This is a genomic window from Streptomyces sp. NBC_00091, from assembly GCF_026343185.1.
In the GTDB taxonomy this organism is placed as follows: Bacteria; Actinomycetota; Actinomycetes; order Streptomycetales; family Streptomycetaceae; genus Streptomyces.
In genome coordinates, this window is record NZ_JAPEMA010000001.1 from 1,717,914 (window position 1) to 1,743,894 (window position 25,981).

At 71.4% G+C, this 25,981-nt stretch carries 24 protein-coding genes and 1 pseudogene; 9 read left to right on the forward strand and 16 right to left on the reverse strand.

Annotated elements, in window-relative coordinates:
- Positions 1-70: 70 nt before the first annotated feature.
- The 11 genes and pseudogenes from OOK34_RS07570 to OOK34_RS07620 form a co-directional block, all read right to left on the reverse strand.
- Positions 71-1,348 (reverse strand): thymidine phosphorylase, encoded by a 1,278-nt coding sequence (locus tag OOK34_RS07570; protein ID WP_267033104.1) that lies wholly within the window; start codon positions 1,346-1,348, stop codon positions 71-73.
- A 117-nt stretch (positions 1,349-1,465) separates the two neighbouring features.
- Entirely contained in the window at positions 1,466-1,864 is a 399-nt protein-coding gene (locus tag OOK34_RS07575) for a cytidine deaminase (protein WP_267033105.1), read from the reverse strand.
- The gene (locus OOK34_RS07580; RefSeq protein WP_267033106.1) at positions 1,861-3,123 is read right to left on the reverse strand and encodes an ABC transporter permease; all 1,263 of its coding nucleotides are present in this window, start codon (positions 3,121-3,123) and stop codon (positions 1,861-1,863) included. Before OOK34_RS07580 ends, OOK34_RS07575 begins: the two co-directional genes overlap by 4 nt.
- A complete protein-coding gene (locus tag OOK34_RS07585; protein WP_267033107.1) occupies positions 3,120-4,235 on the reverse strand; it encodes an ABC transporter permease in 1,116 nt (371 codons plus the stop codon). Before OOK34_RS07585 ends, OOK34_RS07580 begins: the two co-directional genes overlap by 4 nt.
- Positions 4,232-5,893: an ABC transporter ATP-binding protein gene (locus tag OOK34_RS07590; protein ID WP_267036661.1), complete on the reverse strand. Its 1,662-nt coding sequence runs from the start codon at positions 5,891-5,893 to the stop codon at positions 4,232-4,234. The genes OOK34_RS07585 and OOK34_RS07590 overlap by 4 nt, the downstream gene beginning before the upstream one ends.
- A gap of 266 nt (positions 5,894-6,159) precedes the next feature.
- Positions 6,160-7,221, reverse strand: coding sequence for a BMP family protein (locus OOK34_RS07595; protein WP_267033108.1), 1,062 nt, complete (start codon positions 7,219-7,221; stop codon positions 6,160-6,162).
- Positions 7,222-7,451: 230 nt separating this feature from the next.
- Positions 7,452-8,696, reverse strand: a complete 1,245-nt coding sequence (locus OOK34_RS07600; RefSeq protein ID WP_267036662.1) for an amidohydrolase — start codon at positions 8,694-8,696, stop codon at positions 7,452-7,454.
- A gap of 137 nt (positions 8,697-8,833) precedes the next feature.
- Entirely contained in the window at positions 8,834-9,973 is a 1,140-nt protein-coding gene (locus OOK34_RS07605; RefSeq protein WP_267033109.1) for a hypothetical protein, read from the reverse strand.
- Between the two features lie 34 nt (positions 9,974-10,007).
- A complete protein-coding gene (locus tag OOK34_RS07610) occupies positions 10,008-10,928 on the reverse strand; it encodes an N-acetylneuraminate synthase family protein (RefSeq protein WP_267036663.1) in 921 nt (306 codons plus the stop codon).
- Between the two features lie 372 nt (positions 10,929-11,300).
- Positions 11,301-11,744: pseudogene (locus OOK34_RS07615) on the reverse strand (NTP transferase domain-containing protein); the annotation flags it as partial.
- Positions 11,741-13,186 (reverse strand): DUF6716 putative glycosyltransferase, encoded by a 1,446-nt coding sequence (locus tag OOK34_RS07620; RefSeq protein WP_267033110.1) that lies wholly within the window; start codon positions 13,184-13,186, stop codon positions 11,741-11,743. The pseudogene OOK34_RS07615 and the gene OOK34_RS07620, both read right to left, overlap by 4 nt.
- 182 nt (positions 13,187-13,368) lie before the next feature.
- Between OOK34_RS07620 and OOK34_RS07625 the strand changes: the two genes are divergently transcribed.
- Together OOK34_RS07625 and OOK34_RS07630 are read left to right on the forward strand one after the other, a co-directional pair.
- Positions 13,369-14,346, forward strand: a complete 978-nt coding sequence (locus OOK34_RS07625; protein WP_267033111.1) for a glycosyltransferase family 2 protein — start codon at positions 13,369-13,371, stop codon at positions 14,344-14,346.
- The gene (locus OOK34_RS07630; RefSeq protein WP_267033112.1) at positions 14,343-15,677 is read left to right on the forward strand and encodes a polysialyltransferase family glycosyltransferase; all 1,335 of its coding nucleotides are present in this window, start codon (positions 14,343-14,345) and stop codon (positions 15,675-15,677) included. The genes OOK34_RS07625 and OOK34_RS07630 overlap by 4 nt, the downstream gene beginning before the upstream one ends.
- Here the strand turns inward: OOK34_RS07630 and leuE are convergent.
- Both leuE and OOK34_RS07640 read right to left on the reverse strand, forming a co-directional pair.
- On the reverse strand, positions 15,670-16,320 hold the full coding sequence (gene leuE, locus OOK34_RS07635; RefSeq protein ID WP_267033113.1) for a leucine efflux protein LeuE: 651 nt from the start codon (positions 16,318-16,320) through the stop codon (positions 15,670-15,672). The two genes, OOK34_RS07630 and leuE, sit on opposite strands and share 8 nt — an antisense overlap.
- Before the next feature lie 45 nt (positions 16,321-16,365).
- Positions 16,366-17,955: a methylmalonyl-CoA mutase gene (locus tag OOK34_RS07640; protein WP_267033114.1), complete on the reverse strand. Its 1,590-nt coding sequence runs from the start codon at positions 17,953-17,955 to the stop codon at positions 16,366-16,368.
- Between the two features lie 129 nt (positions 17,956-18,084).
- On the opposite strand from OOK34_RS07640, the gene OOK34_RS07645 reads away from it, so the two are divergent.
- The gene (locus OOK34_RS07645; RefSeq protein ID WP_267033115.1) at positions 18,085-18,957 is read left to right on the forward strand and encodes a L,D-transpeptidase family protein; all 873 of its coding nucleotides are present in this window, start codon (positions 18,085-18,087) and stop codon (positions 18,955-18,957) included.
- A gap of 170 nt (positions 18,958-19,127) precedes the next feature.
- On the opposite strand, the gene OOK34_RS07650 is transcribed toward OOK34_RS07645, so the two are convergent.
- From OOK34_RS07650 to OOK34_RS07660, 3 genes are all read right to left on the reverse strand, one after another.
- Positions 19,128-19,541 carry a hypothetical protein gene (locus OOK34_RS07650; RefSeq protein WP_267033116.1) on the reverse strand — a complete coding sequence of 138 codons (414 nt, stop codon included), beginning with the start codon at positions 19,539-19,541 and terminating at the stop codon, positions 19,128-19,130.
- A 149-nt stretch (positions 19,542-19,690) separates the two neighbouring features.
- Complete coding sequence (locus OOK34_RS07655; protein ID WP_267033117.1) at positions 19,691-20,134, reverse strand: hypothetical protein; 444 nt, start codon at positions 20,132-20,134, stop codon at positions 19,691-19,693.
- On the reverse strand, positions 20,134-20,874 hold the full coding sequence (locus OOK34_RS07660; RefSeq protein WP_267036664.1) for an RNA polymerase sigma factor: 741 nt from the start codon (positions 20,872-20,874) through the stop codon (positions 20,134-20,136). The genes OOK34_RS07655 and OOK34_RS07660 overlap by 1 nt, the downstream gene beginning before the upstream one ends.
- A gap of 329 nt (positions 20,875-21,203) precedes the next feature.
- Here OOK34_RS07660 and OOK34_RS07665 point away from each other — a divergent pair, with 329 nt between their 5' ends.
- From OOK34_RS07665 to OOK34_RS07690, 6 genes are all read left to right on the forward strand, one after another.
- Positions 21,204-21,824 carry a 2-oxo-4-hydroxy-4-carboxy-5-ureidoimidazoline decarboxylase gene (locus tag OOK34_RS07665; protein WP_267033118.1) on the forward strand — a complete coding sequence of 207 codons (621 nt, stop codon included), beginning with the start codon at positions 21,204-21,206 and terminating at the stop codon, positions 21,822-21,824.
- Between the two features lie 152 nt (positions 21,825-21,976).
- Positions 21,977-22,357, forward strand: coding sequence for a succinate dehydrogenase, cytochrome b556 subunit (gene sdhC / locus OOK34_RS07670; RefSeq protein WP_267033119.1), 381 nt, complete (start codon positions 21,977-21,979; stop codon positions 22,355-22,357).
- A gap of 5 nt (positions 22,358-22,362) precedes the next feature.
- Positions 22,363-22,845, forward strand: a complete 483-nt coding sequence (locus OOK34_RS07675) for a succinate dehydrogenase hydrophobic membrane anchor subunit (RefSeq protein WP_267033120.1) — start codon at positions 22,363-22,365, stop codon at positions 22,843-22,845.
- Between the two features lie 23 nt (positions 22,846-22,868).
- On the forward strand, positions 22,869-24,623 hold the full coding sequence (gene sdhA / locus OOK34_RS07680) for a succinate dehydrogenase flavoprotein subunit (RefSeq protein ID WP_267033121.1): 1,755 nt from the start codon (positions 22,869-22,871) through the stop codon (positions 24,621-24,623).
- Complete coding sequence (locus OOK34_RS07685) at positions 24,623-25,390, forward strand: succinate dehydrogenase iron-sulfur subunit (protein ID WP_267033122.1); 768 nt, start codon at positions 24,623-24,625, stop codon at positions 25,388-25,390. Before sdhA ends, OOK34_RS07685 begins: the two co-directional genes overlap by 1 nt.
- Before the next feature lie 183 nt (positions 25,391-25,573).
- Positions 25,574-25,978: a hypothetical protein gene (locus OOK34_RS07690; protein ID WP_267033123.1), complete on the forward strand. Its 405-nt coding sequence runs from the start codon at positions 25,574-25,576 to the stop codon at positions 25,976-25,978.
- The last annotated feature ends 3 nt before the right edge of the window (positions 25,979-25,981 follow it).

Below are 25,981 nucleotides of genomic sequence, written 5' to 3' on the forward strand. Positions count from 1 at the left end.
CGCCGCCCGGTATGCCGAACGGGACCGGTGGGGTCCACCGGTCCCGTTCACCCCGAAGGGAAGGCGCAGGTCAGGCGATGCGGTCCAGGACGATCGGCGTGGCGCTGAAGGCGGTGCCGGCCGGGGCGATGTCGTAGGAGCCCGCCAGGGAGGCGAGGGCGTACTCGAACTTCTCCGGGGTGTCCGTGTGCAGGGTCATCAGCGGCTGGCCCGCGGTGACCGTGTCGCCCGGCTTCGCGTGCAGCTCGATGCCCGCGCCGGCCTGGACCGGGTCCTCCTTGCGGGCGCGGCCCGCGCCCAGGCGCCAGGCGCCGACGCCGACGGCGTACGCGTCGAGGCGGGTCAGGACGCCCGAGGCGGGGGCGGTGACCACGTGCTGCTCGCGCGCCACCGGCAGGGCCGCGTCCGGGTCGCCGCCCTGGGCCGCGATCATCCGGCGCCACACGTCCATGGCGGAGCCGTCGGCGAGGGCCTTGGCCGGGTCGGCGTCCTTGATGCCCGCCGCGTCCAGCATCTCCCGGGCCAGGGCCAGGGTCAGCTCGACCACGTCGGAGGGGCCGCCGCCGGCGAGGACCTCGACGGACTCGCGGATCTCCAGGGCGTTGCCCGCGGTGAGGCCGAGCGGGGTGGACATGTCGGTGAGCAGGGCGATCGTCTTGACGCCGCTGTCGGTGCCCAGGGCCACCATGGTGGAGGCCAGTTCGCGGGCGTCCTCGATGTTCTTCATGAAGGCGCCGCTGCCGACCTTGACGTCGAGGACGAGCGAGCCCGTGCCCTCGGCGATCTTCTTCGACATGATCGAGGAGGCGATCAGCGGGATGGCCTCGACCGTGCCGGTGACGTCGCGCAGGGCGTAGAGCTTCTTGTCCGCCGGGGCCAGGCCGTCGCCGGCCGCGCAGATGACGGCGCCGGTGGTGTCGAGGACGTTCAGCATCTCCTCGTTGGACAGCAGTGCGCGCCAGCCCGGGATGGACTCCAGCTTGTCCAGGGTGCCGCCGGTGTGGCCCAGGCCCCGGCCCGACAGCTGGGGCACGGCCGCGCCGCAGGCGGCGACGAGCGGGGCCAGCGGGAGGGTGATCTTGTCGCCGACGCCGCCGGTGGAGTGCTTGTCGGCGGTCGGGCGGGAGAGGGAGTCGAAGTTCATCCGCTCGCCCGAGGCGATCATCGCGGCGGTCCAGCGGGCGATCTCGGCCCGGTTCATGCCGTTCAGCAGGATGGCCATCGCGAGCGCCGACATCTGCTCGTCGGCCACGACCCCGCGGGTGTAGGCGTCGATGACCCAGTCGATCTGCTCGGGGCTCAGCTCACCGCGGTCCCGCTTGGTCCGGATGACGGAGATGACGTCCATGAGGTGACTTCCTTCTACGCGCATAGAGATGAGGGAGGGAGGTTCAAGGAGTTTTCGAGGGGGAGCCGAGACGGGCGACGGCCCTCCGCCCGGCAGGGCGGAGGGCCGTCGGTACGGCTATCTCAGGTGGTCGGGCCCGAAGGCCTGCGGCAGCATCGCGCTCAGCGGGAGGATCCCGTCCGGTGTCTCCACCAGCAGGTCCGGGCCGCCGAACTCGTAGAGCAGCTGGCGGCAGCGCCCGCAGGGTACGAGGATCTCGCCCTTGCCGTCCACGCACGTGAAGTGGGTGAGACGGCCGCCGCCGGTGGCCTGGAGGGAGGAGACCAGGCCGCACTCGGCGCACAGGCCGAGTCCGTAGCTCGCGTTCTCGACGTTGCAGCCGGTCACGACCCGGCCGTCGTCCACCCGGGCGGCGACCCCGACCGGGAAGCCCGAGTAGGGGGCGTACGCCCGGGTCATCGCGTCCCGGGCGGCCGTCCGCAGGGCTTCCCAGTCCACTGCCTGGTCCGGGGTCACTTGCCCTGGCCCTTGCGGTACGGCAGGCCGTCCGCCTTCGGCATCCGCAGGCGCTGCGCCGACAGGGCGAGCACCAGCAGGGTCGTCACGTACGGGGCGGCGTCCACGAACTGGCTGGGCACCTGGTCGGTGGCCGCGTACCAGACGAAGAGGCCGAGGGCGCAGACGCCCGCGACGGCGGCCTGGACGTACTTCTTCTTGTACAGCTGCCAGGCGACGGCGAGCACCAGCAGGATGGCGATCAGCAGCAGCATCGCGTGGACGTTCTCGGAGCCGCCGCGCAGCTTGAGGCTGTCGGTGAAGCCGAACAGGCCCGCGCCCAGCGCCATGCCGCCCGGCATCCAGTTGCCGAAGATCATCGCGGCGAGACCGATGTAGCCGCGGCCGCCGGTCTGGCCCTCCTGGTAGATGCCGGTGGACACGATCGCGAGGAACGCGCCGCCGAGACCCGCCAGGCCGCCGGAGACGATCACGGCGATGTACTTGTACTTGTAGACGTTGACGCCGAGGGACTCGGCGGCGATCGGGTTCTCACCGCAGGAGCGCAGGCGCAGGCCGAAGGCGGTGCGCCACAGCACCCACCAGGTGGCGGGGATCAGCAGCACGGCGACGACGGTCAGCAGCGACAGGCTGGTGACCAGGCCGCCGAGGACGCCGGCGATGTCCGAGACCAGGAACCAGTGCTTGCCCTGGAGGCTTGCCAGCCAGTCCGACAACCCCGGGATGGTGATGTCGGTGATGGGTTCGATGCGCGGGGACTGCTTGGAGGAGCCGCCCTCGGCCTTGTCGAAGGTGAAGTTCGACAGGTACTGGGTGAAGCCGACCGCCAGGATGGTGACCGCCACACCGGAGACGATGTGGTTGACGTTGAAGGTGACGGTGATGATCGCGTGCACCAGGCCGCCGATGGCGCCGCCGACGATGCCCATCAGGACGCCGGTCCAGGGGCCCCACTGGTAGCCCGCCCAGGCGCCGAACCAGGTGCCGAGGATCATCATGCCTTCGAGGCCGATGTTGACCACGCCGGCCCGCTCGGCCCACAGGCCGCCCAGGCCCGCGAGACCGATCGGCACGGCGAGCTGGAGGGCTCCGGAGACCTGGCCGACGGAGGTCAGGTCGTGGGCCCCGGAGATGACCCGGACCAGCGAGACCAGCGCGAGGCCACCCGCGACGATCAGCAGGATCCAGGGCAGGGTCAGCTTGCGGCGGCCGCCCGGCGTGGGCGCGGCCTTCGTCGTGGAAACGGTGCTGGCGCTCACGCCGCGACCTCCTTCTCGGTCTTGATGGCGTGGCCGGCGGCCAGCTCCTCGCCGACCTTCTGCTGCTGGCGGCGGATGCCGTAGCGGCGGACGAGCTCGTAGCTGACGACCACGGCGACCACGATGAGGCCCTTCATGATCGTGCCGATTTCCTTGGCGTAGCCGGCCGTGTCGAGGCCCGCGGACGCCTTGTCGATGAAGGCGATCAGCAGCGCGGCGAAGAAGATGCCGACCGGGTTGTTGCGGCCGAGCAGCGCGATGGTGATGCCGGTGAAGCCGATGCCCGCCGGGAAGGACAGGTTGTACGTGTGGGACTCGCCCAGCAGCAGCGGCATGCTGACCAGACCGGCGATCGCGCCCGAGATGAGCATCGAGGTCATGATCATCTTCTTGGCGTCCACACCGGAGGCCTGGGCGGCGGACTCGCTGGCGCCGGTGGCGCGCAGGTCGAAGCCGAAGCGGGTGCGGTTGAGCACGAACCAGTAGACGATGCCCAGCGCGAAGGCCACGAAGGTGAAGCCGTAGATCTCCAGGCCGTCGCCGAGGGTGACGGCCGGGAACCAGCCGGACTCCGGGATCTCACCGGTGGTCAGGTCGTTGGAGCCGACCGGCTGCACGCCGAGGTTCTTGGGCAGGATCAGCCAGGCGATCAGCGAGGTCGCGATGGCGTTGAGCATGATCGTGGAGACGACCTCGCTCACACCGCGCCGGGCCTTGAGGATGCCCGCGATACCGGCCCAGAAGGCGCCGACGCACATCGCGACGACCACGATCAGCAGGATGTGCAGCGGGCCGGGCAGCGTGACCGCCGCGCCGACCAGGGCGCTGATCATCGCGGCGAGGCGGTACTGGCCGTCCACACCGATGTTGAAGAGGTTCATCCGGAAGCCGACGGCCACGGCCAGGGCTGCCAGGTAGTACGTACCGGCCTGGTTGACGATGAGGACCTGTACGTCCTCGTAGCCGGACTGCTCGATCATGATGCGCAGCGGCTCGATCGGGTCCACGCCCGAGACGGCCAGCACGATCATGCTGAGTGCGAAGGCGGTGATCAGCGCCAGGGCGGGTCCGGCGATGGCGAGGATCAGCCGGTCCTTGTCGAATTTCTTCATCGGGCCTCGTCCTCCGTCGTGTCGCCGTCGACCTCGGCGGAGTGGTCGTCATGGGCTTCGAGGTGCCCGGTGGCAGCGCCGGTCATGGCGGTGCCGAGCTCCTCGGGGGTGATCGTCGCCGGGTCGGCGTCCGCGACCAGGCGGCCGCGGTAGATGACGCGGAGCGTGTCGGACAGGCCGATCAGCTCGTCCAGGTCGGCGGAGATCAGCAGCACGGCCAGGCCCTCGCGGCGGGCCTCGCGGATCGCGTCCCAGATCTGCGCCTGCGCGCCGACGTCCACACCGCGGGTGGGGTGCGCGGCGATGAGGAACTTGGGGTTGTGGCTCATCTCGCGGCCGACGATCAGCTTCTGCTGGTTGCCGCCGGAGAGCGAGGCCGCGGTGACGTCGATGCCGGGCGTGCGGACGTCGTACTCGCGCACGATCCGCTCGGTGTCCTTGCGGGCGGCCTTCGGGTCGAGGATGCCGCGCTTGGAGTTGGGCGCCTCGGTGACGTGGCCGAGGATGCGGTTCTCCCACAGGGAGGACTCCAGCAGCAGGCCGTGGCGGTGGCGGTCCTCGGGGATGTAGCCGATGCCGCCCTCGCGGCGCTTGCGCACCGGGGTCTTGGTGATGTCGGCGCCGTCGAGGGTGATGACGCCCGCGTCGGGGGTGGTCATGCCCATGAGGGCCTCGATCAGCTCCGTCTGGCCGTTGCCCTCGACACCGGCGATGCCGAGGATCTCGCCCTTGTGGATCGTGAAGCTGATCTCGTCGAGCAGCCGGCGGCCGACCTCCGCGGTCTCGTGCACGTAGGTGTCCGTCGGGAGGACGAGGCGCGCCGAGGTCTCGGGGGCCACCTGGACGACACCGGTCTCGATGACGGTCAGGCCGTCGACCTTCAGCATCGCGGTGGTGGTCACCGTGGACTCGCGGGTCTCCGGCGAGGGCAGCTCGGTGCCGACCATCAGCTCCGCGAGCTGCTTGGTCGTGGCGGTCTTCGGGTCGGCGGTGCCGACGGTGGTGCCGCGGCGGATGACGGTGATGTCGTCGGCGACCTTCAGCACCTCGCCCAGCTTGTGCGAGATGAAGATGACCGTCAGGCCCTCGGCCTTGAGTTCGCGCAGGTTGTCGAAGAGCGCGTCCACTTCCTGCGGCACGAGCACGGCGGTCGGCTCGTCGAGGATGAGGGTCTTGGCGCCGCGGTAGAGGACCTTGAGGATCTCCACGCGCTGGCGGTCGGCGACACCGAGGTCCTCGACCAGGGCGTCGGGGCGCACGCCGAGGCCGTACGCGTCCGAGATCTCCTTGATCTTCTTGCGGGCCTTGGCGCCGATGCCGTAGAGCTTCTCGCCGCCGAGGACCACGTTCTCCAGGACGGTGAGGTTGTCGGCGAGCATGAAGTGCTGGTGCACCATGCCGATGCCGCGGGCGATGGCCTCGCCGGGGCTGTTGAAGGAGACCTGCTCCCCGTCGATGGCGATGGTGCCCTCGTCCGGCTTCTGCATGCCGTAGAGGATCTTCATCAGGGTCGACTTGCCGGCACCGTTCTCACCGATGAGGGCGTGGACCGTGCCCTTGCGGACGGAGATGGCGATGTCCTTGTTGGCGACGACGCCGGGGAAACGCTTGGTGATGCCGTGCAGTTCTACGGCGAGAGGGGGGCTGGACGCGTTGATGACGCACTCTCCTTGGCGCGGAAGGAGCTGGAAAGCCTGTTGGCTCGGCAGGGGGACAGGGCGGTGATCGGCCGGGCGGGTGGGCGGGAGTCGGACGGTATCGCGTCCACGATGCCTCTACGCGCGTAGCACTGTCGGAAGTGAAAACTTGCGGCCAAGTGGCCACAAGTCGTCACGGACTCAGGGGGAAAGATGCGGTCCGGGGTCCGGGAGCGATGGAGACGCTCCCGGACCCCGGAGACCGAGACCAATCGTCAGACGAGGCCTTACGGCGCGGTCTTGACGGTGATCTTCTTCGCGATGATGTCGGCCTTGGCCTTCTCCACCGCGGCGATCAGCTCGGCGTTCTTCTTGTACTCGGGGTTGGAGTCGGCCAGGCCGACGCCGTCCTTGTCCAGGCCGTAGCGGACCTCACCGGACTCCGGCTTGCCGTCCTTGACCGACTTGATCAGGTTGTAGACGGCGTCGGAGACGTCCTTGGTGACCGAGGTCAGGATCTTCTCCTTGTACTTCGACAGACCGGCCTGGTTGTACTGGTCGGAGTCGACGCCGATGGCCCACTTGTCGGCGGTGGCGGCGGCCTCGATGGCGCCGGAGCCGGCCAGGCCCGCGGCGGCGTAGATCACGTCGGCGCCGCCGTCGATCTGACCCTTGGCGGCGGTCTTGCCGAGGTCGGGCTTGGCGAAGCCACCGAAGTCCGGCGGCTGGGAGAGGTACTTGGTCAGTACCTTGGCGTTGGGGTTGGTGTCCCTGACGCCCTGGGTGAAGCCCGCCTCGAACTTCTTGATCAGCGGAACCTCGACACCGCCGATGAAGCCGACCGTGCCGCTCTTCGACGCCTTGGCGGCGGCGACGCCGGCCAGGTAGGAGCCCTGCTCCTCGTTGAAGACCAGGTTGGCGATGTTCTTCTCGGTCACCGAGGTGTCGTCGATGATGCCGAACGTGGTGTTCGGGAACTTCGCCGCGACCTTCTTGATGGCCGGCGCGTAGGCGAAGCCGACGCCGATGACCGGGTTGTTGCCCTTGCGGGCCAGCTCGGTGAGGCGCTGGACCTTGTCGGCCTCGCTCTCGCCTTCGGTGGGCTCCGCCTCGGCGCCCTTGACCTTCAGGTCCTTCTCGGCCTTCTCGAGGCCCGCGTAGGCGGCGTCGTTGAACGACTGGTCGCCGCGGCCACCGATGTCGTACGCGATGGCAGCGCCAGCGGCGGCCTTGGCGGTGCCGTCGGAGGACGGGGTGTCCGAGGACTTCTTACCGCCACAGGCGGTGGCCGAGAGGGCCAGCGCCGCGGACGCGATGCCCACGGTGGCGATCCTGGTGATCCGGCGCAAGGGGAGGCTCCTTCAAAACCTGACCGAAGCGCCACGACCGGCGCTGGTTTCGCGGCGATCGTAACGCGCGTAGATGTCAGTTAAAGGCCCGTTCATGAGTCGTTATCGGATCGTCGCGAACCGGACAGTGACCGATCGGTAACGGCAGGAGCGTCCAGCCCTTGTGTACCAAGGGCTGGACGCTCCAGACGGAGGACCCGCCGATGTTGTACGGAGCTTTACCCGATCTTTTACGTGACCGGCCTGGCGCGCCGTCCGTCGAGCAGCGCGGCGGCCGTGAAGAACTCCACGCCGTAGCCGATGGAGGACTCGTCCACGTCGAAGTCGCCCCGGTGCAGGTCCCGCTTGGCCGTGTCGCCGGGCTTGCGGACGCCGAGGCGGGCCATGGCGCCGGGGACGTGCTCCAGGTACCAGGAGAAGTCCTCGCCGCCCAGGCTCTGCTCGGTGTCCTCGACCGACTCGGCGCCGCACCGGGCGCCCATGGCCTCGCGGAGCAGTTCGGTGACCACCGGGTCGTTGACCACCGGCGGCACCCCGCGCACGTGGTTGATCTCGAACTTCGCCCCGTGCATCGTCGCGACCTCGTCGATCGCCGCGTGGATCATGTCGGGGGCCTCGTACCAGGCGTTGAGGTCCAGGCAGCGGATCGTGCCGGACAGCTCGGCGTGCATCGGGACGACGTTGCAGGCGTGCCCGGACTCGATCCGGCCCCAGGTGACGGACATGCCCGAGCGGGCGTCCATCCGGCTCTTCAACAGGGCCGGCACGTCGACGGCGACCCGCGCGGCGGCCGTCACCATGTCGGTGGTCAGGTGCGGGCGGGCGGTGTGGCCGCCGGGCCCGGAGAGGGTGACCTCCAGGCGGTCGCAGGCCGAGGTGATCGGGCCGGGCCGCAGGCCGATCATGCCCGCGTCGACACGGGGGTCGCAGTGCACCGCGATGATCTGGCCGACGCCGTCCAGCACCCCGCACTCGATGGCCTCGGTCGCCCCGCCCGGCAGCACCTCCTCGGCGGGCTGGAACAGCAGCCGCACCGGCCGGGGCAGCAGGCCCTGGCGGTCGAGGTCGGCGAGCACCAGGCCGGCGCCGAGGACGGCGGCGGTGTGGACGTCGTGGCCGCAGGCGTGGGCCCGGTCCGGGTAGGTGGAGCGGTACGAGACGTGCGTCTTGGCGTCCGGGATGGGCAGGGCGTCGATGTCCGCGCGCAGGGCCAGCATCGGCCGTCCCCCGTCCCAGGTGCCGACGTCACAGATCAGCCCGGTGCCGGACTTCAGGACGCGTGGTCGCAGCCCGGCTTTCTCCAGCCGGGCCTTGATCGCCGCCGTGGTGCGGAACTCCTGGTGTCCTAGCTCGGGGTGCATGTGCAAGTCCCGGCGGAAAGCGATCAGTTCGGCACGCAGCCGGTCCGGCAGCTTGCCGGGCAGCTCGGGCCGGGCAGGCTTGCCGGGCAGGGCGGTCTGGGGCTCGCGGGACATCAACTGGTTCACCCGTTGAAGGTTAGGCCCACGGATGGGTCAACTGTCCGGAGATCACCAAAAGTTCATGCCGTCAGGGGAAAGAAAAGCAGCCTCTGGACGCATGACCGGATGCGGCCGAGGGTAAACTCGCGCGCTCATCCGGCCGCGGGCGCCTTCTTCGTGGGGAGTCTTCGCACATCACGGGCGCTTCCGGTGATCCCGGCGAGGAAGCCGCGGGCCCTCGGCGACGCGCCCGGGGTGAGCCACGCGGGGTCGATATCGCATACCGCGACCGTCACGCCAGTACCCGTCAGCGCGTACGGCAGCGTGTGGACGACCGTGGACGGAAAGCTGACGATCGTACGGCCGACCGGGCCCCGCCGGGCGATCAGCTCCAGCGGCAGGTCCGGGCGTACGATCTCCAGCCCGGTCGCCGCGCTCAGCGCGCGCAGCTTCTCCGGCGACTCCCGGCGGTGCGCGAAGTACCGGGTCACGCCGTGCTCCCGGGTCAGGGCGCACACCGCCTCCAGGTAGCGGGCCGGGTCGACCACTCCCGTCTCCACCAGGGAGGTGCCGACCAGGTCGGTGCCCTTGGTCAGCCGGGGCGGGCCGAACCGGGCGCGGGTCCAGGCGAAGTCGTTGACCCGCAGCCGGGTCCCCGGCAGCGGGGTGACCGGCATCGAGGTGAACAGCTCCACCGCGCGCCCCTCGCCCGGGGTGAGCCGGCGCCGCGCCGCGCCCGACACGGGTGCGTACGCCAGTTCGCGCGCCCGGGAGACGGCCCCGCCGCCGGTGCGGTGCCAGCGGCGCAGCCGCTCCCCGCGTCCGAGCTGCGCGACGAACTCCATGGTGGCGGTGCCGTCGTCGACGACGACCAGTTCGGCGGGCCGGGCCGGGGTCAGGAGCAGCTGGACGAAGCGGGAGAAGGGGTCGCCGACCACGATCCGCCCGGCCCGGCGCACGGCCGGGCCGAGGGCGGCCAGGGCCCTGAAGGGGGCGCCCGAGCCGCCCCGGGCTTCCTGCCAGTGGACGGCGTACCCCTCGTCGCGGGCGATCCCGGCGACCCGGCGCAGCTGCCCCCGGGACATGGGGTCGGTGGGCGGCAGGACCACGATCCGCAGCTGGTCGGCGACCGTGCGCAGGTCGGGCCGGGGGCGCCCGGCGAGGGGCCCGGGCTGGGCCGGGACCGCCGCCAGCAGGGGCTCGCGCTCGCGCCGGGTGTGCGCCCACTCCAGCACGTTGAGGAGCTGGACCGGGCTTTCCACGAGGGCCAGGGTGGGGCCGGAAGGGTTCACCGCGTACTCCGCTCTCGGGGGGAGGGCCGGCCGGTCAGACCGCTGCCGGGGCCGGGAGGGCGCCCTGGACGCGGCGGAGCTTCTTCATGGGGCCGAGTTCGGACTCGTAGACGCGCTTGACGCCGTCGCCGAGGGCCGTCTCGATGGTGCGGATGTCACGCACCAGGCGGGCGAGGCCGCCGGGCTCGACGGAGGCGGCCTGGTCGGAGCCCCACATCGCGCGGTCGAGGGTGATGTGCCGCTCGACGAAGGTGGCGCCGAGGGCGACGGCCGCGAGGGTGGTCTGCAGGCCGGTCTCGTGGCCGGAGTAGCCGATCGGCACGTTCGGGTATTCCTCCTGGAGGGTGTTGATCACCCGCAGGTTGAGCTCCTCGGCCTTGGCCGGGTACGTCGAGGTGGCGTGGCAGAGGAGGATGTTGTCGCTGCCGAGCACCTCGACGGCGTGCCGGATCTGCTTCGGGGTGGACATGCCGGTGGACAGGACGACGGTGCGGCCGGTGGCGCGCAGGGCGCGCAGCAGTTCGTCGTCGGTGAGGCAGGCGGAGGCCACCTTGTGGGCGGGCAGGTCGAACTTCTCCAGGAAGGCGACGGCCTCGGTGTCCCACGGGGAGGCGAACCAGGCGATGCCGCGCTTGGCGCAGTGCTCGTCGATGGCGAGGTAGTCGGCCTCGCCGAACTCGACGCGGTGGCGGTAGTCGATGTAGGTCATCCGGCCCCAGGGGGTGTCGCGCTCGATGTCCCACTGGTCGCGAGGGGTGCAGATCTCCGGGGTGCGCTTCTGGAACTTGACGGCGTCGCACCCGGCTTCGGCGGCGGCGTCGATGAGGGCGAAGGCGGTGCCGAGGTCGCCGTTGTGGTTGATGCCGATCTCGCCGACGACGTAGACCGGGCGGCCGGGGCCGGCGACGCGCGGGCCGAAGGTGCGCAGGCGGGAGTGGGGGGTGGCGACCGTCATGGCTGATGGTGTCCTTCGCTCGGTGCGTGGGAGGGGGGCGTGGGTGTGCGGGGTGTCCTCGGCCGCGTCGAAGAGCGGCGCGAGGAGGCGCGCGCGGGCGAGGTCGTGCGGGTCGTCGATCTCCAGGACCCGCGCCGGGTCGGCGGGCACGGGCAGGGTGCGCCCGAAGAAGCGGTGCCGGGCGGCGCGGAAGCCGGCCGTGGTCATGGCGTAGGCCGCGCCGGTCTCCAGCAGTTCCTCGGGGCGGTCCTGGCGGCGGGGGCGGTACGAGGCCTCGTGGTTGACCCCGCTCCCGGCGCCGTCGGGCGCCCTGCGCCAGAGGAAGCCGTGGAAGGGGGCCGCGGTCAGGGCCGAGTCGGCGGCGCCCGAAGCCACGGCCGCGGCGACGGTGTCGACGTCCGAGGGGGTCAGGAAGGGGCTGGTGCACTGGACCAGGAGGACCACGTCCACCGTGAGGGAGTGCAGCTCCTCGAAGGCGTCCAGGGCGTGCAGGACGGCGGCCTCGCTGCTCGCGGTGTCCCCGGACAGGGCCGCGGGCCGGCGGATCACCTGGGCTCCGGCGGTACGGGCGGCGGCGGCCACGGAGTCGGAGTCGGTGGAGACCACCACGTCGGTGACGGTGGGCGCGGCCAGGCAGGCCCCGACGGCGCGGGCGACCAGCGGGGAGCCGCCGACGGGTGCGGTGTTCTTCCCCGGCACCCCCTTGGAGCCGCCGCGGGCCGGGATCACCGCGAGGACCCTGCGGGGCGCGGCGGGGGCGGTGTCGGAGGCGGCGAGGGTTTCGGGAGCGCCGGGCGCGGGCGGGCGGGGGCTCACAGCTCGCCCAGCCTGCGGATCGCCGGGGCCACGCGCTGGACCCCGTGCCGGTAGGCCCCCCGGGCCGCCTCGCGCAGGTGCGCGCGCAGCCAGCGGCGGACCGCCGACTTCCCCGCGCCCTGCCGGACGGCGCCCGGCAGCGGGGTCCCGTCCGGGGCGAGGTGCTGGCGGGCCAGGATGCCGGGCAGGTACCGGGGGGCGGTGGTGAGGGTGTAGTACGGGGCCACGGGCGCCAGCCGGTCGCCCGCCAGCAGCGCGCCGAGGCGCTCCCGCGCGGCGGCGTACGGATCCGCGGGCCCCTGCCCGGCGGGCTCGGGAGCAGCCGGCTCGGGAGCAGCGGGCTCCGCCGCGTGCGGCTCCCGCCCGGCGGGCGCCGGCACGGTGGGCGCCGGAGCGGTCGGGGGCCGCTCGGCCGGGTGGGCGCGGGGTACGCCGTGGGCGGCGAGCCATCCGGGGTCGCCCTGCGGCAGCAGCCCCTCGTCCAGCTGGTCCCACGAGGCCAGGCAGCCGGAGCCGAGGAAGTGCTGGTTGCCGAGCGCCTCGCGGATGCCGAGGTCGGTCAGGACGGCGGTCGGGATCCCCCGGTGCAGGGACTCCAGGGCCGCGGTGGAGGACACCGTGACCAGCAGGTCGGCGGTGTCCAGCACCTCGCCCATGTTCCCGTAGACCAGGCGGCAGTTGGGCGGGAGCCCGGCGGGGAGCCGCTCGGCGAGGCGCTGGTAGGGGTGCTCCTCCAGGTGGGTGGTGTGCTCCCCCGGCTTGCTGCGCAGCTTGACCAGCACCTCGCGCTCCGGGTGGCGCCGCGCGTGCCCGGCGGCCCGCTCCAGCAGGTACGTGCGGTCCGCGCGGCTCTCGGGCACGGAGGGCTGCACCGCGAAGACCACCCGGTGGGCCTGGCTCCCGGCGCTCTCGTACGGGGCCCCGTCCAGGAACGGCAGGGCGGTCTCGGTGACGGCGTCCGGGTCCGCGCCCACCCCCTCGTACACGGCGCGGAAGCGGTCGGCGTCGTGGCGCGAGTTGGCGAGGACCAGGTCGGCGCCGTGCCGCAGCAGCAGCCCGTCGGCGAGCTTCTCGTAGACGACCCCGACGTACCCGGTGACGAACACGGGCCGGGCGGCCGGATCGGGCCACAGGGCGCGGGCCCCGTGCAGGACCGCCTGGACGGCGCCGCCGACGAGGGCCAGCACGACCACGTCGTACCGCTCGCGCCCGCTCGCGAGTTCGGCGAGGAACTCGGCGCAGGTCACCTCCGTCGCCCCGCCGGCTCCGACCTCGCCCAGCTGGCGCGCGGTGGGGGTGGCCCGGCCGCGCAGCAGGTAGCCGGTGACCCGGGGTTCCCCGGGGACGAGGCGGCGGGCGGTGAGGGCGCCCCATTTCCAGCGTGTGTCGGAATCGGCGAGTACGGCGATATGTTGATCGGCGCGACTGCTTCTGAGTGGCACTGGCACCCGGCAGAAGCTATTCCGCATTTCCGGTGTTCGGCCCAACGAACGCACAACGGAGGGTTAACAACCCGTCGACGAAATGCGAAAGCGTCCGGGTTAACGCGCCCGCCCCGCGTCGTTCACATGGAATCCGCATCCGGGCCATGGTGAATGCCGGGGTACGCCCTAATGTCTCGCGGGTGCTCAAGCTCTCTGTTGTCGTGCCGTTCTACAACGTGCAGACGTACGCACCGGATGCCCTGAAGAGTCTCGAACTCAACGCCCGCGAGGACTTCGAGTTCCTGCTCGTCGACGACCGCTCCACGGACGGGACGCCGGGGCTGCTGGAACGCGCGGCCGCCGGCGGGCTCCCGGGGGCGGTGCACCTCAGACGGGACCGCAACGGCGGGCTGGCCACCGCCCGCAACACCGGGCTGGACGCGGCGCGCGGGGAGTACATCGCCTTCCTGGACGGCGACGACTGGCTGGCGCCGGGCCACCTCGCCCGCACTCTGGCCGCCATCGAGGCGCTGAGCTGCGATTTCGTACGCACCGACCACGTCCAGGTGACGGGCCGGGCGCGGACCGTGCAGCGGGTGCCGTACGGGCCCGAGGCGGTGGTGGGCGATCCGCGCGCCGGGATCCTGCCGGTCTCGCGGGCCACGGCGGTGGACTATCCGTACGCCTGGGCGGGGATGTACCACCGGCGGCTGCTGGACCGGGGGCTGCTGCACTTCACCGACGGGCTGCGGACGGCGGAGGACCGGCCGTGGATCTGGCGGCTGCACCGCGAGGCCGGCTCCTTCGCGGCGGTGGGGCTGCCCGGGGTCTTCTACCGGCGGGGCATTTCCACCTCGTTGACGCAGATCGGGGACGAGCGTCAGCTCGATTTCATTCGAGCATTTGATCAAGTCCTGACGGACACGATGGCCGACCCGGAATCCGAACTGTTGATCCCCAAGGCCGTCCGAACATATTGCGCGATTATCGCGCACCATATCGGCTCCATCGAAAGGTTCGAACCGGCCGTGGCGAAAAAACTCCGCTCGAAGAGCGCGGCCGCCCTCGGCCGCATGCCCGGGCCGGTGCTGGACCAGGTCCTCGACTCGATGGACGCCGAACGCTCCGCCCTGCTGCGCAGGCTGCGGCGCCGCACCCCTTCCGGCGCCGCCGCGTGAACGTCACCCAGATCTTCCTCGCCTCCACCCTCTACGGGGCGACCACCCTCGCCGCCGCCCTCGACGCGGGCAGCCTCCCGCCCGCCGCCCGCCGGATCCTGCTGACCAGCAACCACTCCCTCACCCCCGAGATCACCCCCGGGCTCGAGGCCATGCCGGGCTTCGGCGCGCTGCGGACCCGCTTCGACGAGGTGCTCGACTGGAACGATGTCATCGCCCCCCAGCACCCCAGCACCTGGGCCCCGCGCCCGGAGGACGTCCCGATGTGGGAGCGGCAGCTGCGCCGGCTGTGGGGACTCGGCGAGGACCGGGTCGAACTGGTCGTGGAGTCCCTCCAGGTGCCGCCCGCGCAGAGCCTTTGCCGGCTGTTCCCTGGGGCGGCGGTCGATGTCTACGCCGACGGGCTGATGTCGTACGGGCCCACCCGCTTCCGGCTCGACCCGCAGATCGGCATGCGGGTGCGGCGGGTGCTCCACCTGGACCTGGTCCCGGGGCTGGAGCCCCTGCTGCTGACGGAGTTCGGGGTGCGGGGGGAGCTGGTCCCGGCGCCGGCCGTGCTGAAGGTCCTGGCGGAGCTGGCCGAACAGGCGGAACTCCCCGCAGGGCCCGGCGGCGAGGAGCTCGAGGAGGAGGCGCCCGCCCTGCTGCTGGGCCAGTACCTGTCGGCGCTGGACCTGATGTCCTCCGACGAGGAGGAGGAACTGCACGCCGACATGGTGCGCGGGGCCTGCGAGTGGGGCCACCGGGAGCTGGTGTTCAAACCGCATCCGAGCGCCCCGGCGGCGTACTGGCGGCGGGCACAGGCCGAGGCCGACCGGCTCGGGGCGCGCCTGACGGTGCTGGCGGCCCCGGTACCGGCCGAGACCCTGTACCAGCGGCTGCGCCCGGCGCTGGTGGTGGGCTGCTTCTCGACGGGGCTGCTGACGGCGCGGGCGCTGTACGGGATCCCGGTGGCGCGCACTGGGACGGCGGCGCTGCTGGCCCGCCTGGCCCCGTACCAGAACAGCAACCGGATCCCGCTGACCCTGGTGGACGCCCTGGTCCCGGACCTGCTCGGGCCGCCGCAGGACCCCCCGGCCGATCTGGCCGGCCTGGTCGCGGCGGTGGGCTTCACCATGCAGCCCCGGATCCTGGCCGGCCGCCGCGCGGAGGCCGAGGCCTACCTCGCGCGGAACCTGACCCCGCAGACCCGGCGCTACTTCGGCCGGCGCCGGCTGACCACGCTGGGCCTGCCCGGCGGGATCCCCGCGCAGCTGTCGTTCCTGCCCAGGAGCCCGGCCGTGCGCCGGACGGTGCACCGGCTGCGCAAACGGCTGCGCCGGGTCAGCTGACGGCGAGCTTGGCGGCGAAGCCGAGGAAGATCACGCCCGCCGCCGAGGTCGCCCCGGCCGACAGCCGCTTGCGGCGGCGGAAGGCGGCGGACAGCCGGGTGCCGGCGAATATCAGGGTGGACAGGTAGAGGAAGCTGACCAGCTGGCCGACGGTCCCGAGCAGCAGGAACGAGAGCGCCGGGTAGGCGTAGCCGGGGTCGACGAACTGCACGAAGAAGGACAGCAGGAAGAGGATGGCCTTCGGGTTGAGCAGGCTGACCAGCAGCGCCCGCCGGTACGGCCGCTCGGCCGCGCCGGCCGTCTCCTCCCCGGCGGCCTGCTCCTCCTGCCTGACCGCGCGGGTGCGCCACATGCCCCAGGCGGCCCGCATCATGCCGACGGCCAGCCACCCCAGGTAGCCGGCGCCGAGCACCTTGACCACGGTGAACAGCACCGGGCTGGCCTGGAGCAGCGCGCCCGCGCCGACCGCCGCGAGCACCATCAGCACGGTGTCCCCGGTGAACACCCCGCAGGCGGCCCGGTAGCCCTCCTTGATCCCACGCCGTGAGGCGACGGAGAGCACGTAGAGCGAGTTCGGCCCCGGCAGCAGCACGATCAGTACGACGGCGGCGAAATAAGTAGGAAGATCTGTCACACCCAGCATGCGCAGGAGTGTCGCATGGGGACACACCTGTCACGCCAGTCGTTTTCAGTGGCCGGACGGCTCATAGGTCCCCCAGACCTCCCGCAGCACCCCGCACACCTCCCCCACCGTGGCCCTCGCCCGCAGCGCCTCCTTGATCGGGTACAGGACGTTGTCCTCGGTCCCGGCCGCCGTCTCCCGCAGCTCGGCCAGCGCCCCGGCCACGGCATGCCCGTCCCGCCCGGCCCGGAGCCGCTCCAGAGCGGCGCACTGCCGGGCCTCGATCGCCGGGTCGACCCGCAGCGGCTCGTACGGCTCCTCCCGCTCCAGCGCGAAACGGTTGACGCCGACCACGATCCGCTCCCCGGCCTCCTGCTCCCGCGCGATCCGGTAGGCGTTCGCCTCGATCTCCTCCTTCTGGTAGCCGGCCTCGATCGCCGCGACCGCCCCGCCCAGCTCCTCGATCCGCCGCATCAGCGCGAGCGCCGCCGCCTCCACCTCGTCCGTCATCCGCTCCACCGCGTACGACCCGGCGAAGGGGTCCACCGTGTGCGGCACGTCCGTCTCGTACGCCAGCACCTGCTGGGTGCGCAGCGCGAGGCGGGCCGCCTTCTCCGTCGGCAGCGCGATGGCCTCGTCGAAGGAGTTGGTGTGCAGCGACTGGGTGCCGCCCAGCACGGCGGCCAGTGCCTGCACGCCCACGCGTACGAGGTTCAGCTCGGGCTGCTGCGCCGTCAGCTGCACCCCGGCCGTCTGGGTGTGGAAGCGCAGCATCAGCGACTTCGGGTCCCGCGCGCCGAACTCCTCGCGCATCACCCGGGCCCAGATCCGCCGGGCCGCCCGGAACTTGGCCACCTCCTCCAGCAGGGTGGTGCGGGCGACGAAGAAGAAGGACAGCCGGGGGGCGAACTCGTCGACCGCCATCCCGGCCGCGAGCGCGGTACGGACGTACGCGATCGCGTCGGCGAGGGTGAAGGCGATCTCCTGCACGGGCGAGGCCCCGGCCTCGGCCATGTGGTAGCCGGAGACGGAGATGGTGTTCCACCGGGGGATCTCGTCGCGGCAGTAGCGGAAGGTGTCGGCCGTCAGCCGCAGGGAGGGGCCGGGCGGGAAGATGTACGTCCCGCGCGCGATGTACTCCTTCAGGACATCGTTCTGCACGGTCCCCGTCAGCTGACCGCCCGTGATGCCCTGTTCCTCCGCGACCAGCTGGTACATCAGGAGCAGCAGGGCGGCGGGGGCGTTGATGGTCATCGAGGTGGAGACCCGGTCGAGGGGGATGCCGTCGAAGAGCACCCGCATGTCCTCGACCGAGTCGACCGCGACGCCGACCTTGCCGACCTCCCCGTGCGCGAGCGGGGCGTCGGAGTCGTGCCCCATCTGGGTGGGCAGGTCGAAGGCCACGGACAGGCCGGTCCCGCCGCCCTCGATGAGCGCCCGGTAGCGGACGTTGGACTCGGCGGCCGTACCGAAGCCGGCGTACTGGCGCATGGTCCACGGCCGTCCGGTGTACATGCTGGGGTAGATCCCCCGGGTGAAGGGGTACTCCCCCGGTCTCCCGAGGCTCACCTCCGGGTCCCAGCCCGTCAGGGCGCCCGGCCCGTAGACCGGTTCGATGGGGATTCCGCTCTCGGTTCGTGCCGTGGAACGGGCCATGACGTGAACCTCCGTGTCCGTGGAGCCGGGCCGCTGGTCACAATGGGGCAACATCGCGGGTTCGTCCGCAACTGTCCACGCCCGTCAGGCATCACCTAGATACACGACGTTGAATTCGGGGGACCCGCCATGCACCGACAGAGAGCCGTCATCCGCACGCTCGGCCTGGCCGCGGCCGTCGCGCTCGCCGCGACCGCCTGCGGCCCCCAGAACGCCGGCGCCGGGCCGGCGTCGCCCTCCTCGCCTCCGGCGGGCAGCTCCCCCGCGGCCTCCCCGTCCGCGAAGGACGACAAGCCGGGCTCGCCCTCGCCCTCCGCCCCGCCCTCGCAGTCCCCCTCGTCCTCGCCCTCGGAGTCCGCCGCCCCCGGGCCCAAGCCGCTCATGGCCAACGGCGACGAGAACGACCAGGTCCGTGAACTCCAGGCCCGGCTGCGCCAGCTCAAGCTGGTGTCCACGGCGCCCACCGGCTTCTACGGCTCGAAGACGACCGCCGCGGTCAAGACCTTCCAGTCGCAGCACGGGCTGGGAGCGACCGGTGCGGTGGACGAGGCGACCTGGCAGAAGCTGCAGGGCCTGAGCCGCAAGCCGACGGACGAGGAGCTGCGCCCGCCGACCACCAACGAGGTGGACGCCCCGGACCCGCGCTGCATGCAGGGCCGGGTGATGTGCATCAGCAAGGAGAGCCGCACCCTCGCCTGGATGATCGACGGCAAGGTCGTCTCCACGATGGACGTGCGCTTCGGCTCGGAGAACACGCCGACCCGTGAGGGCCTGTTCAAGGTGGAGTGGAAGGCCCGGGAGTGGACGTCGACGATCTACCACACGTCGATGCCGTACTCGATGTTCTTCAGCGAGGGCCAGGCCGTGCACTACTCGTCCGACTTCGCCGCCCGCGGCTACTCCGGCGCCTCGCACGGGTGCGTGAACGTCCGGGACAAGGGGAAGCTGTCGGCGCTGTTCGACCAGGTGAAGGTGGGCGACAAGGTCGTCGTCTACTGGTGAGCGGGTCGTAGAGGAGTGAGGGCGCGGGCAGGGCCGGGGGAACGTGCCCCGCCCGCGCCGGTTGCGCCGAGCCCAGGGGTACGGGGGGAACCCCGGCTCGTGCGCGGCCGATGACCAGTCGGCTCGATACGTACTGCGCCGGCGGTTCGAAAAGTGTTACTGCCCCCGTGTCAGCGGGTGCGGAAGCCGAGCGCGCCGCCCGAGAGCGGGGACGTCGACGGGAGCGGGGCGCTGCCCTGGTCGACGGGGCTGCCCTGCGGGAGGCCGCCCCGGGTGGCTCCGTCCAGCAGGGTCGCGCAGAAGCGCTGGACCTTGGCGGCCCCGCCCGCGAGCTTGGAGAGGTACTCGCGGTTTTCGTCGCCGAGCTTCTTCGCCTTGTTGTCCCGGCACAGTTCCTCGGGGCTGGGCTTCTCCGTCGCGCCCTGGTCCCTGCCGCCGGCGGTGCTGCCGCCGGCGTTGTCGGTGAACTTGTCGCGGGCGCCGTCCTGGCCCGTGCCGGCTCCGGTGCCCGTGGTGGCCGTGCCGGGCGGCAGCGACAGGCTGGGGACGGTCCCGGGGATCGTACGGGTCTCCGTACCCGGCATCCGCGAGGCGCCCGGGCTGGGCGAGGAGCCGTCCCCGCCGAACTGCGGGGTGGGCCGCAGCTGCGGAACGAGGGTGGGGCCGGCGGTGTCCCCGGCGGGCGCCGGGTCCGAGTCGGCGCTGACCGAGACGGCCGGGGCGGGGCCCGCCGTCAGGTGCGCGGCGCGGTCCAGCAGGCCGCTGCCGGCCGCGGCCGCGATCCCGCCGACGGCGACGCCGGCCAGCGCGGCCGCCAGCCCGAACCGGGCGGCCGTGCGGGGCGCCGCTGCGCGGGGATCCGTACGGCCGGTACGGGGGCCAGGTCGACCAGGGGTTCGTGGGCGCCGCCGGCCGCGGGCGCGCCGAAGCCCGCCGCGGCAGCCGTCGCGGGCGCCTTGGCGCGGGCCGCGCGGAAGGCGGCCAGGGCGGCTTCCTCGCCGGGCAGTTCCGCCCCGGTGGGGCGGGGCGGGGCCAGGGCGTCGAGGGCCGCCCGCAGGCGGGCGGCCTCGGCCCGGGCGCGCGGGTCGGCGCCGGGTCCGTCCGGGCCGGGGACTCCTCCGCGCAGCAGCTCGTCCGCCGTGGCCCTGTCCAGCCACGCGTTGTGCTCGTCGGCCATCACATGTCCTTCTGCGTCCGCCAACGTGAATGCGTCACACCGGTTTGCTCCACCAGGTTCGCGGTCCGCGCGCGCTGCGCGGGTACCGCGTCGAGATCGCGCTCCCGAGCCTGGTCCCCGGCATTATGGCCGACCCGGGCGCGGGGTTCCGCTTCGATTTCCTGGCCGCCCCCGGGGCCGGCGCTCCCGAACTCCGCGGTCAGCAGTTCCGCGAGCTTCTTCAGCCCGCGGTGGGCGGCCGTGCGGACGGCTCCGGGGCGCTTGCCGAGCGTCTCGGCGGCGCTCTTCGCGTCCAGGCCGACGACCACCCGCAGGACGACGGCCTCGGCCTGGTCCTGCGGGAGCTGCGCGATCAGGGCCATGGTGCGGCCGGTGGACAGGGCCTCCATGGCCTCGCCCGCGGTGTCGCAGTCGGAGGCGCGCCCGGTCAGCTCGGTCTCGTCCCCGCCGATGGCGGGGCGGCGGCCGCGCATGCGGATGTGGTCGAGGGCCCGGTTGCGGGCGATGCGCGCGGCCCAGCCGCGGAAGCGGTCGGCGTCTCCGGTGAAGGAGTCGAGGTCGCGGGCGATCTGCAGCCAGGCCTCGGAGGTCACGTCTTCGGCGTCGCCGTCACCGACGAGCGTCCGGACGTATCCGAGCAGCCGTGGGTGCACGGCGCGGTACACAGTCCGGAACGCTCTTTCGTCGCCGTCCTGTGCCGCGAGCACCGCGGCGGTCAGCTCCGCGTCGTCCCCCAGCAAAGTCCCCAACCCGTTCAACGTCCTGTACGTGTGGCGCAAATCCGCACGTTACGGCTTTCACGCACCTCTCGTCCACGAGTTGTACAACCAGCAACCAAGCCTGCGCGGAGCGGGGTGTGACAGAAAACGCACTCGGGGCGCTGACATGGATACGGGCTTGTCGCACGAGCCCGTGACGGATGGCGACCGGGGCCTCTCCTGTGGGGGGTGGCGGCCTCGGTCGTCCTCCCCTCTTCAGCCGGGTCAAAACTGCCCGGGCTCATCCTTTCGGCTCACTTCCGGGTGAAATCCCCGCACGGGCACGGCGCCGCCCCTCCGAGATCGCTAGCGTGGCGGTACACCCGCGCCACGCCCCGAGGAGAACTCCGCTGTCCAGCCACCTTCCGGCACAGGTCCGCGGCCCGGCCTCCGCCCCCGGCGTCGGACTGGCGCGCTTCAACTCCCTGCCGCCCGAGACCGCCCGGGCCGCCCTGCTGCACTGCTGCGGCAGCGGGCGCTGGGCCCACCGGGTGGCCGCCCACCGCCCCTACCCGGACACCGCTTCCCTGCTGGCGGCGGGCGACGAGGCCTCGTACGACCTCTCCCAGGGCGACCTCTCCGAGGCGCTGGCCAGGGAGTCCTCGGCGGAACTGGGCCACGGGGCCCCGTACGCGGCGCTCCTCGCCCTCGGCGCGGCCCGGGCGGAGTACGAGCGGACCTTCGGGCACGCCTTCGTGATCTGCCTGGACGGGCATCCGCCGGAGGAGCAGGTGGACCAGCTGCTGGCCGCGATCCGCCGGAGGATGGCTCACGAGATCGACGAGGAGCGCTCCATCGCCGCCGACGAACTGCGTCTGGTGGCCCGCTCCCGTATGGTCCGGCTGCTGGACCGACTCGCCGGTGCGCACCGTCCGGACCCCGACGACGGCCTGCCTGCGGCGGATTCCGGGCTATTTGCCCCGGTGGGATAGCCCGTACGTGCCTGTTTGATCACACCAGCGGACCCCGGGCGAGGGAACCGACAAAGCGTCGCTACGATGTCCGGGGCCGGTGGACCGTACCCGGCCGGGCCCGACCGACAAAGAAGCCGGCTGGCCCCCGCCCCGCTTCCGGAGGGTTTTCCGTGCCGGCTGGAACGTTGTACCGCGGCCGGGAAGGAATGTGGTCCTGGGTGGCTCATCGAGTCACCGGCGTCCTCATTTTCTTCTTCCTGTTCGTACACGTCCTCGACACCGCTCTCGTCCGCGTCTCCCCCGAGGCGTACGACGACGTGGTGGCTACCTACAAGACTCCGATCGTCGCGCTGCTGGAGTACGGCCTCGTCGCCGCCATCCTGTTCCACGCGCTCAACGGTCTCCGTGTCATCGCCGTGGACTTCTGGTCCCAGGGCCCCCGCCACCAGAAGAAGATGCTCTGGTCGGTCGTGGTGATCTGGGTCGTCCTGATGGGCGGGGCCCTGTACCCCGTTCTGGGCCACGCCTACCTCGAACTGTTCGGGAAGTGACACGCATGTCTTCTGACACTTCTTCCGCCAAGGCGATCGGCGACGTGGAGGGCGTTTCCCTCTACGACACCGACAACCCGGCGCCGTACATCGAGGCCCCGCGCAAGCGCACGGGCAAGACCCCGCGCTCGACCCGCGGCAACTTCGAGATGGCCGCGTGGCTCTTCATGCGCCTCTCGGGCATCGTGCTGGTGGTCCTGGTCATCGGCCACCTCCTCATCCAGCTGGTGCTGGACGGCGGCGTCTCCAAGATCGGCTTCGCCTTCGTGGCCGGCCGCTGGGCGTCCCCGTTCTGGCAGGTCTGGGACCTGCTGATGCTGTGGCTGGCCATGCTGCACGGCGCCAACGGTCTGCGTACCGTCATCAACGACTACGCGGAGCGCGCCAACACGCGGCTGTGGCTGAAGGGCCTGCTCTACACCGCCACGGTGTTCACCATCCTTCTGGGCACGCTGGTGATCTTCACCTTCGACCCGAACATCCGCTAGGCAACGGGGCTGAGGCGAACCAAATGAAGATCCACAAGTACGACACCGTCATCGTCGGCGCGGGCGGCGCGGGCATGCGCGCCGCCATCGAGTCGACGAAGCGCAGCCGCACCGCCGTGCTGACGAAGCTCTACCCCACCCGCTCCCACACGGGCGCCGCGCAGGGCGGCATGGCCGCCGCGCTGGCCAACGTGGAGGACGACAACTGGGAGTGGCACACCTTCGACACGGTCAAGGGCGGTGACTACCTGGTCGACCAGGACGCCGCCGAGATCCTGGCGAAGGAGGCCATCGACGCGGTCCTCGACCTCGAGAAGATGGGCCTGCCGTTCAACCGCACCCCGGACGGCACCATCGACCAGCGCCGCTTCGGCGGTCACTCCCGCAACCACGGCGAGGCGCCGGTCCGCCGGTCCTGCTACGCCGCGGACCGCACCGGCCACATGATCCTCCAGACGCTGTACCAGAACTGCGTCAAGGAGGGCGTGGAGTTCTTCAACGAGTTCTACGTCCTGGACCAGCTGCTGGTCGAGGTCGACGGCGTCAAGAAGTCGGCCGGCGTGGTCGCGTACGAGCTCGCCACCGGCGAGATCCACGTGTTCCAGGCCAAGGCGGTCATCTACGCCTCCGGCGGCACCGGCAAGTTCTTCAAGGTGACCTCCAACGCGCACACCCTCACGGGTGACGGCCAGGCGGCCTGCTACCGCCGCGGCCTGCCGCTGGAGGACATGGAGTTCTTCCAGTTCCACCCGACGGGCATCTGGCGCATGGGCATCCTGCTGACGGAGGGCGCCCGTGGTGAGGGCGGCATCCTCCGCAACAAGGACGGCGAGCGCTTCATGGAGAAGTACGCGCCGGTCATGAAGGACCTCGCGTCCCGTGACGTCGTCTCGCGCTCCATCTACACGGAGATCCGCGAGGGCCGCGGCTGCGGTCCCGCCGGCGACCACGTGTACCTGGACCTGACGCACCTGCCGCCGGAGCAGCTCGACGCGAAGCTCCCGGACATCACCGAGTTCGCGCGCACCTACCTGGGCATCGAGCCGTACACGGACCCGATCCCGATCCAGCCCACCGCGCACTACGCCATGGGCGGCATCCCGACGAACGTCGAGGGTGAGGTCCTCATGGACAACACCACCGTCGTCCCGGGCCTGTACGCGGCCGGCGAGGTCGCGTGCGTGTCGGTGCACGGCGCGAACCGCCTGGGCACCAACTCGCTGCTGGACATCAACGTCTTCGGCAAGCGCTCGGGCATCGCGGCGGCGAAGTACTCGGCCGAGAACGACTACGTCGAGCTGCCGGAGAACCCGGCGCAGCAGGTCGCCGACCTCGTCGAGCACCTGCGCAACTCCACGGGCAAGGAGCGGGTCGCCGACCTGCGCCTGGAGCTCCAGGAGACGATGGACGCGTGCGTGATGGTGTTCCGCACGGAGCAGACCATCAAGACCGCGGTCGAGAAGATCGCGGAGCTGCGCGAGCGCTACAAGAACGTGTCCGTCCAGGACAAGGGCAAGCGCTTCAACACGGACCTGCTGGAGGCCATCGAGCTGGGCAACCTGCTCGACCTGGCCGAGGTCATGGCCGTGTCCGCGCTGGCGCGCAAGGAGTCCCGCGGCGGTCACTACCGCGAGGACTACCCGAACCGCGACGACGTCAACTTCATGCGCCACACCATGGCGTACCGCGAGGTCGGCGCCGACGGCAAGGATTCCGTCCGGCTGGACTACAAGCCCGTCGTCGTCACCCGCTACCAGCCGATGGAGCGTAAGTACTGATGGGTACCCCCACCCTGTCCAAGACGGACGAGATGGAGGCCGCGGCCGCGGCTTCCCCCTTCATCACGGTCACGTTCCGGATCCGCCGCTTCAACCCGGAGATCTCGGACGAGTCGACCTGGCAGGACTTCCAGGTCGAGATCGACCCGAAGGAGCGCGTGCTCGACGGCCTCCACAAGATCAAGTGGGACCTCGACGGCACGCTGACCTTCCGCCGCTCCTGCGCGCACGGCATCTGCGGCTCCGACGCGATGCGGATCAACGGCAAGAACAGGCTCGCCTGCAAGACGCTGATCAAGGACATCAACCCGGAGAAGCCGATCACCGTCGAGGCCATCAAGGGCCTCACGGTGATGAAGGACCTTGTCGTCGACATGGAGCCCTTCTTCCAGGCGTACCGCGACGTCATGCCGTTCCTCGTCACCAAGGGCAACGAGCCGACGCGTGAGCGCCTGCAGTCCGCCGAGGACCGCGAGCGCTTCGACGACACCACCAAGTGCATCCTGTGCGCCGCGTGCACGTCCTCGTGCCCGGTGTTCTGGAACGACGGCCAGTACTTCGGCCCGGCGGCGATCGTCAACGCCCACCGCTTCATCTTCGACTCGCGCGACGAGGCCGGCGAGCAGCGGCTGGAGATCCTGAACGACAAGGACGGCGTGTGGCGCTGCCGCACGACCTTCAACTGCACCGACGCGTGCCCGCGTGGCATCGAGGTCACGAAGGCGATCCAGGAAGTCAAGCGCGCCCTCATCACGCGCCGCTTCTGACCTTCCCGCGCCGCACCTGAGGCGCCGCACGTGAGGCCCCGCCCCCGGACCTGCTCCGAGGGCGGGGCCTCACGCGTACCCGGGCGCCGAGCCGGTTCGCCACCAGAACGCTTGAACATGTTCAAAAGAAGGTCTACAGTCAGGGACGTCAGCAGTTGAACACGTTCAAGGGGGCTGAGGGCAATGGACCTCACCGTGGTCGCGTACGTCATCTACCTGCTCATCAGCATCGGGCTCACGATCTGGGTGGCCCGCACGCTCACCCGTAACGGCCGGGTCTTCATCGCCGACGTCCTCCAGGGGAACGAGAAGCTCGCGGACGCCGTCAACCACCTCCTGGTGGTCGGCTTCTACCTCGTGAACATCGGCTTCGTGACCCTCTACCTCCGCTCGGGCGAGACGATCCTCGAGGCCCGCGGGCTCTTCGAGGCGCTGTCGGTCAAGCTCGGCGTCGTCCTGCTGGTCCTCGGCGTCATGCACCTCGGCAACGTGTGGGTGCTCAACAAGATGCGCCGGCGCGGGATCATGGAGCGTCAGCAGACCCCGCCGGTCGCCCCGCAGGGGTGGACCGCGCCGGCCGGGGCCTGACCG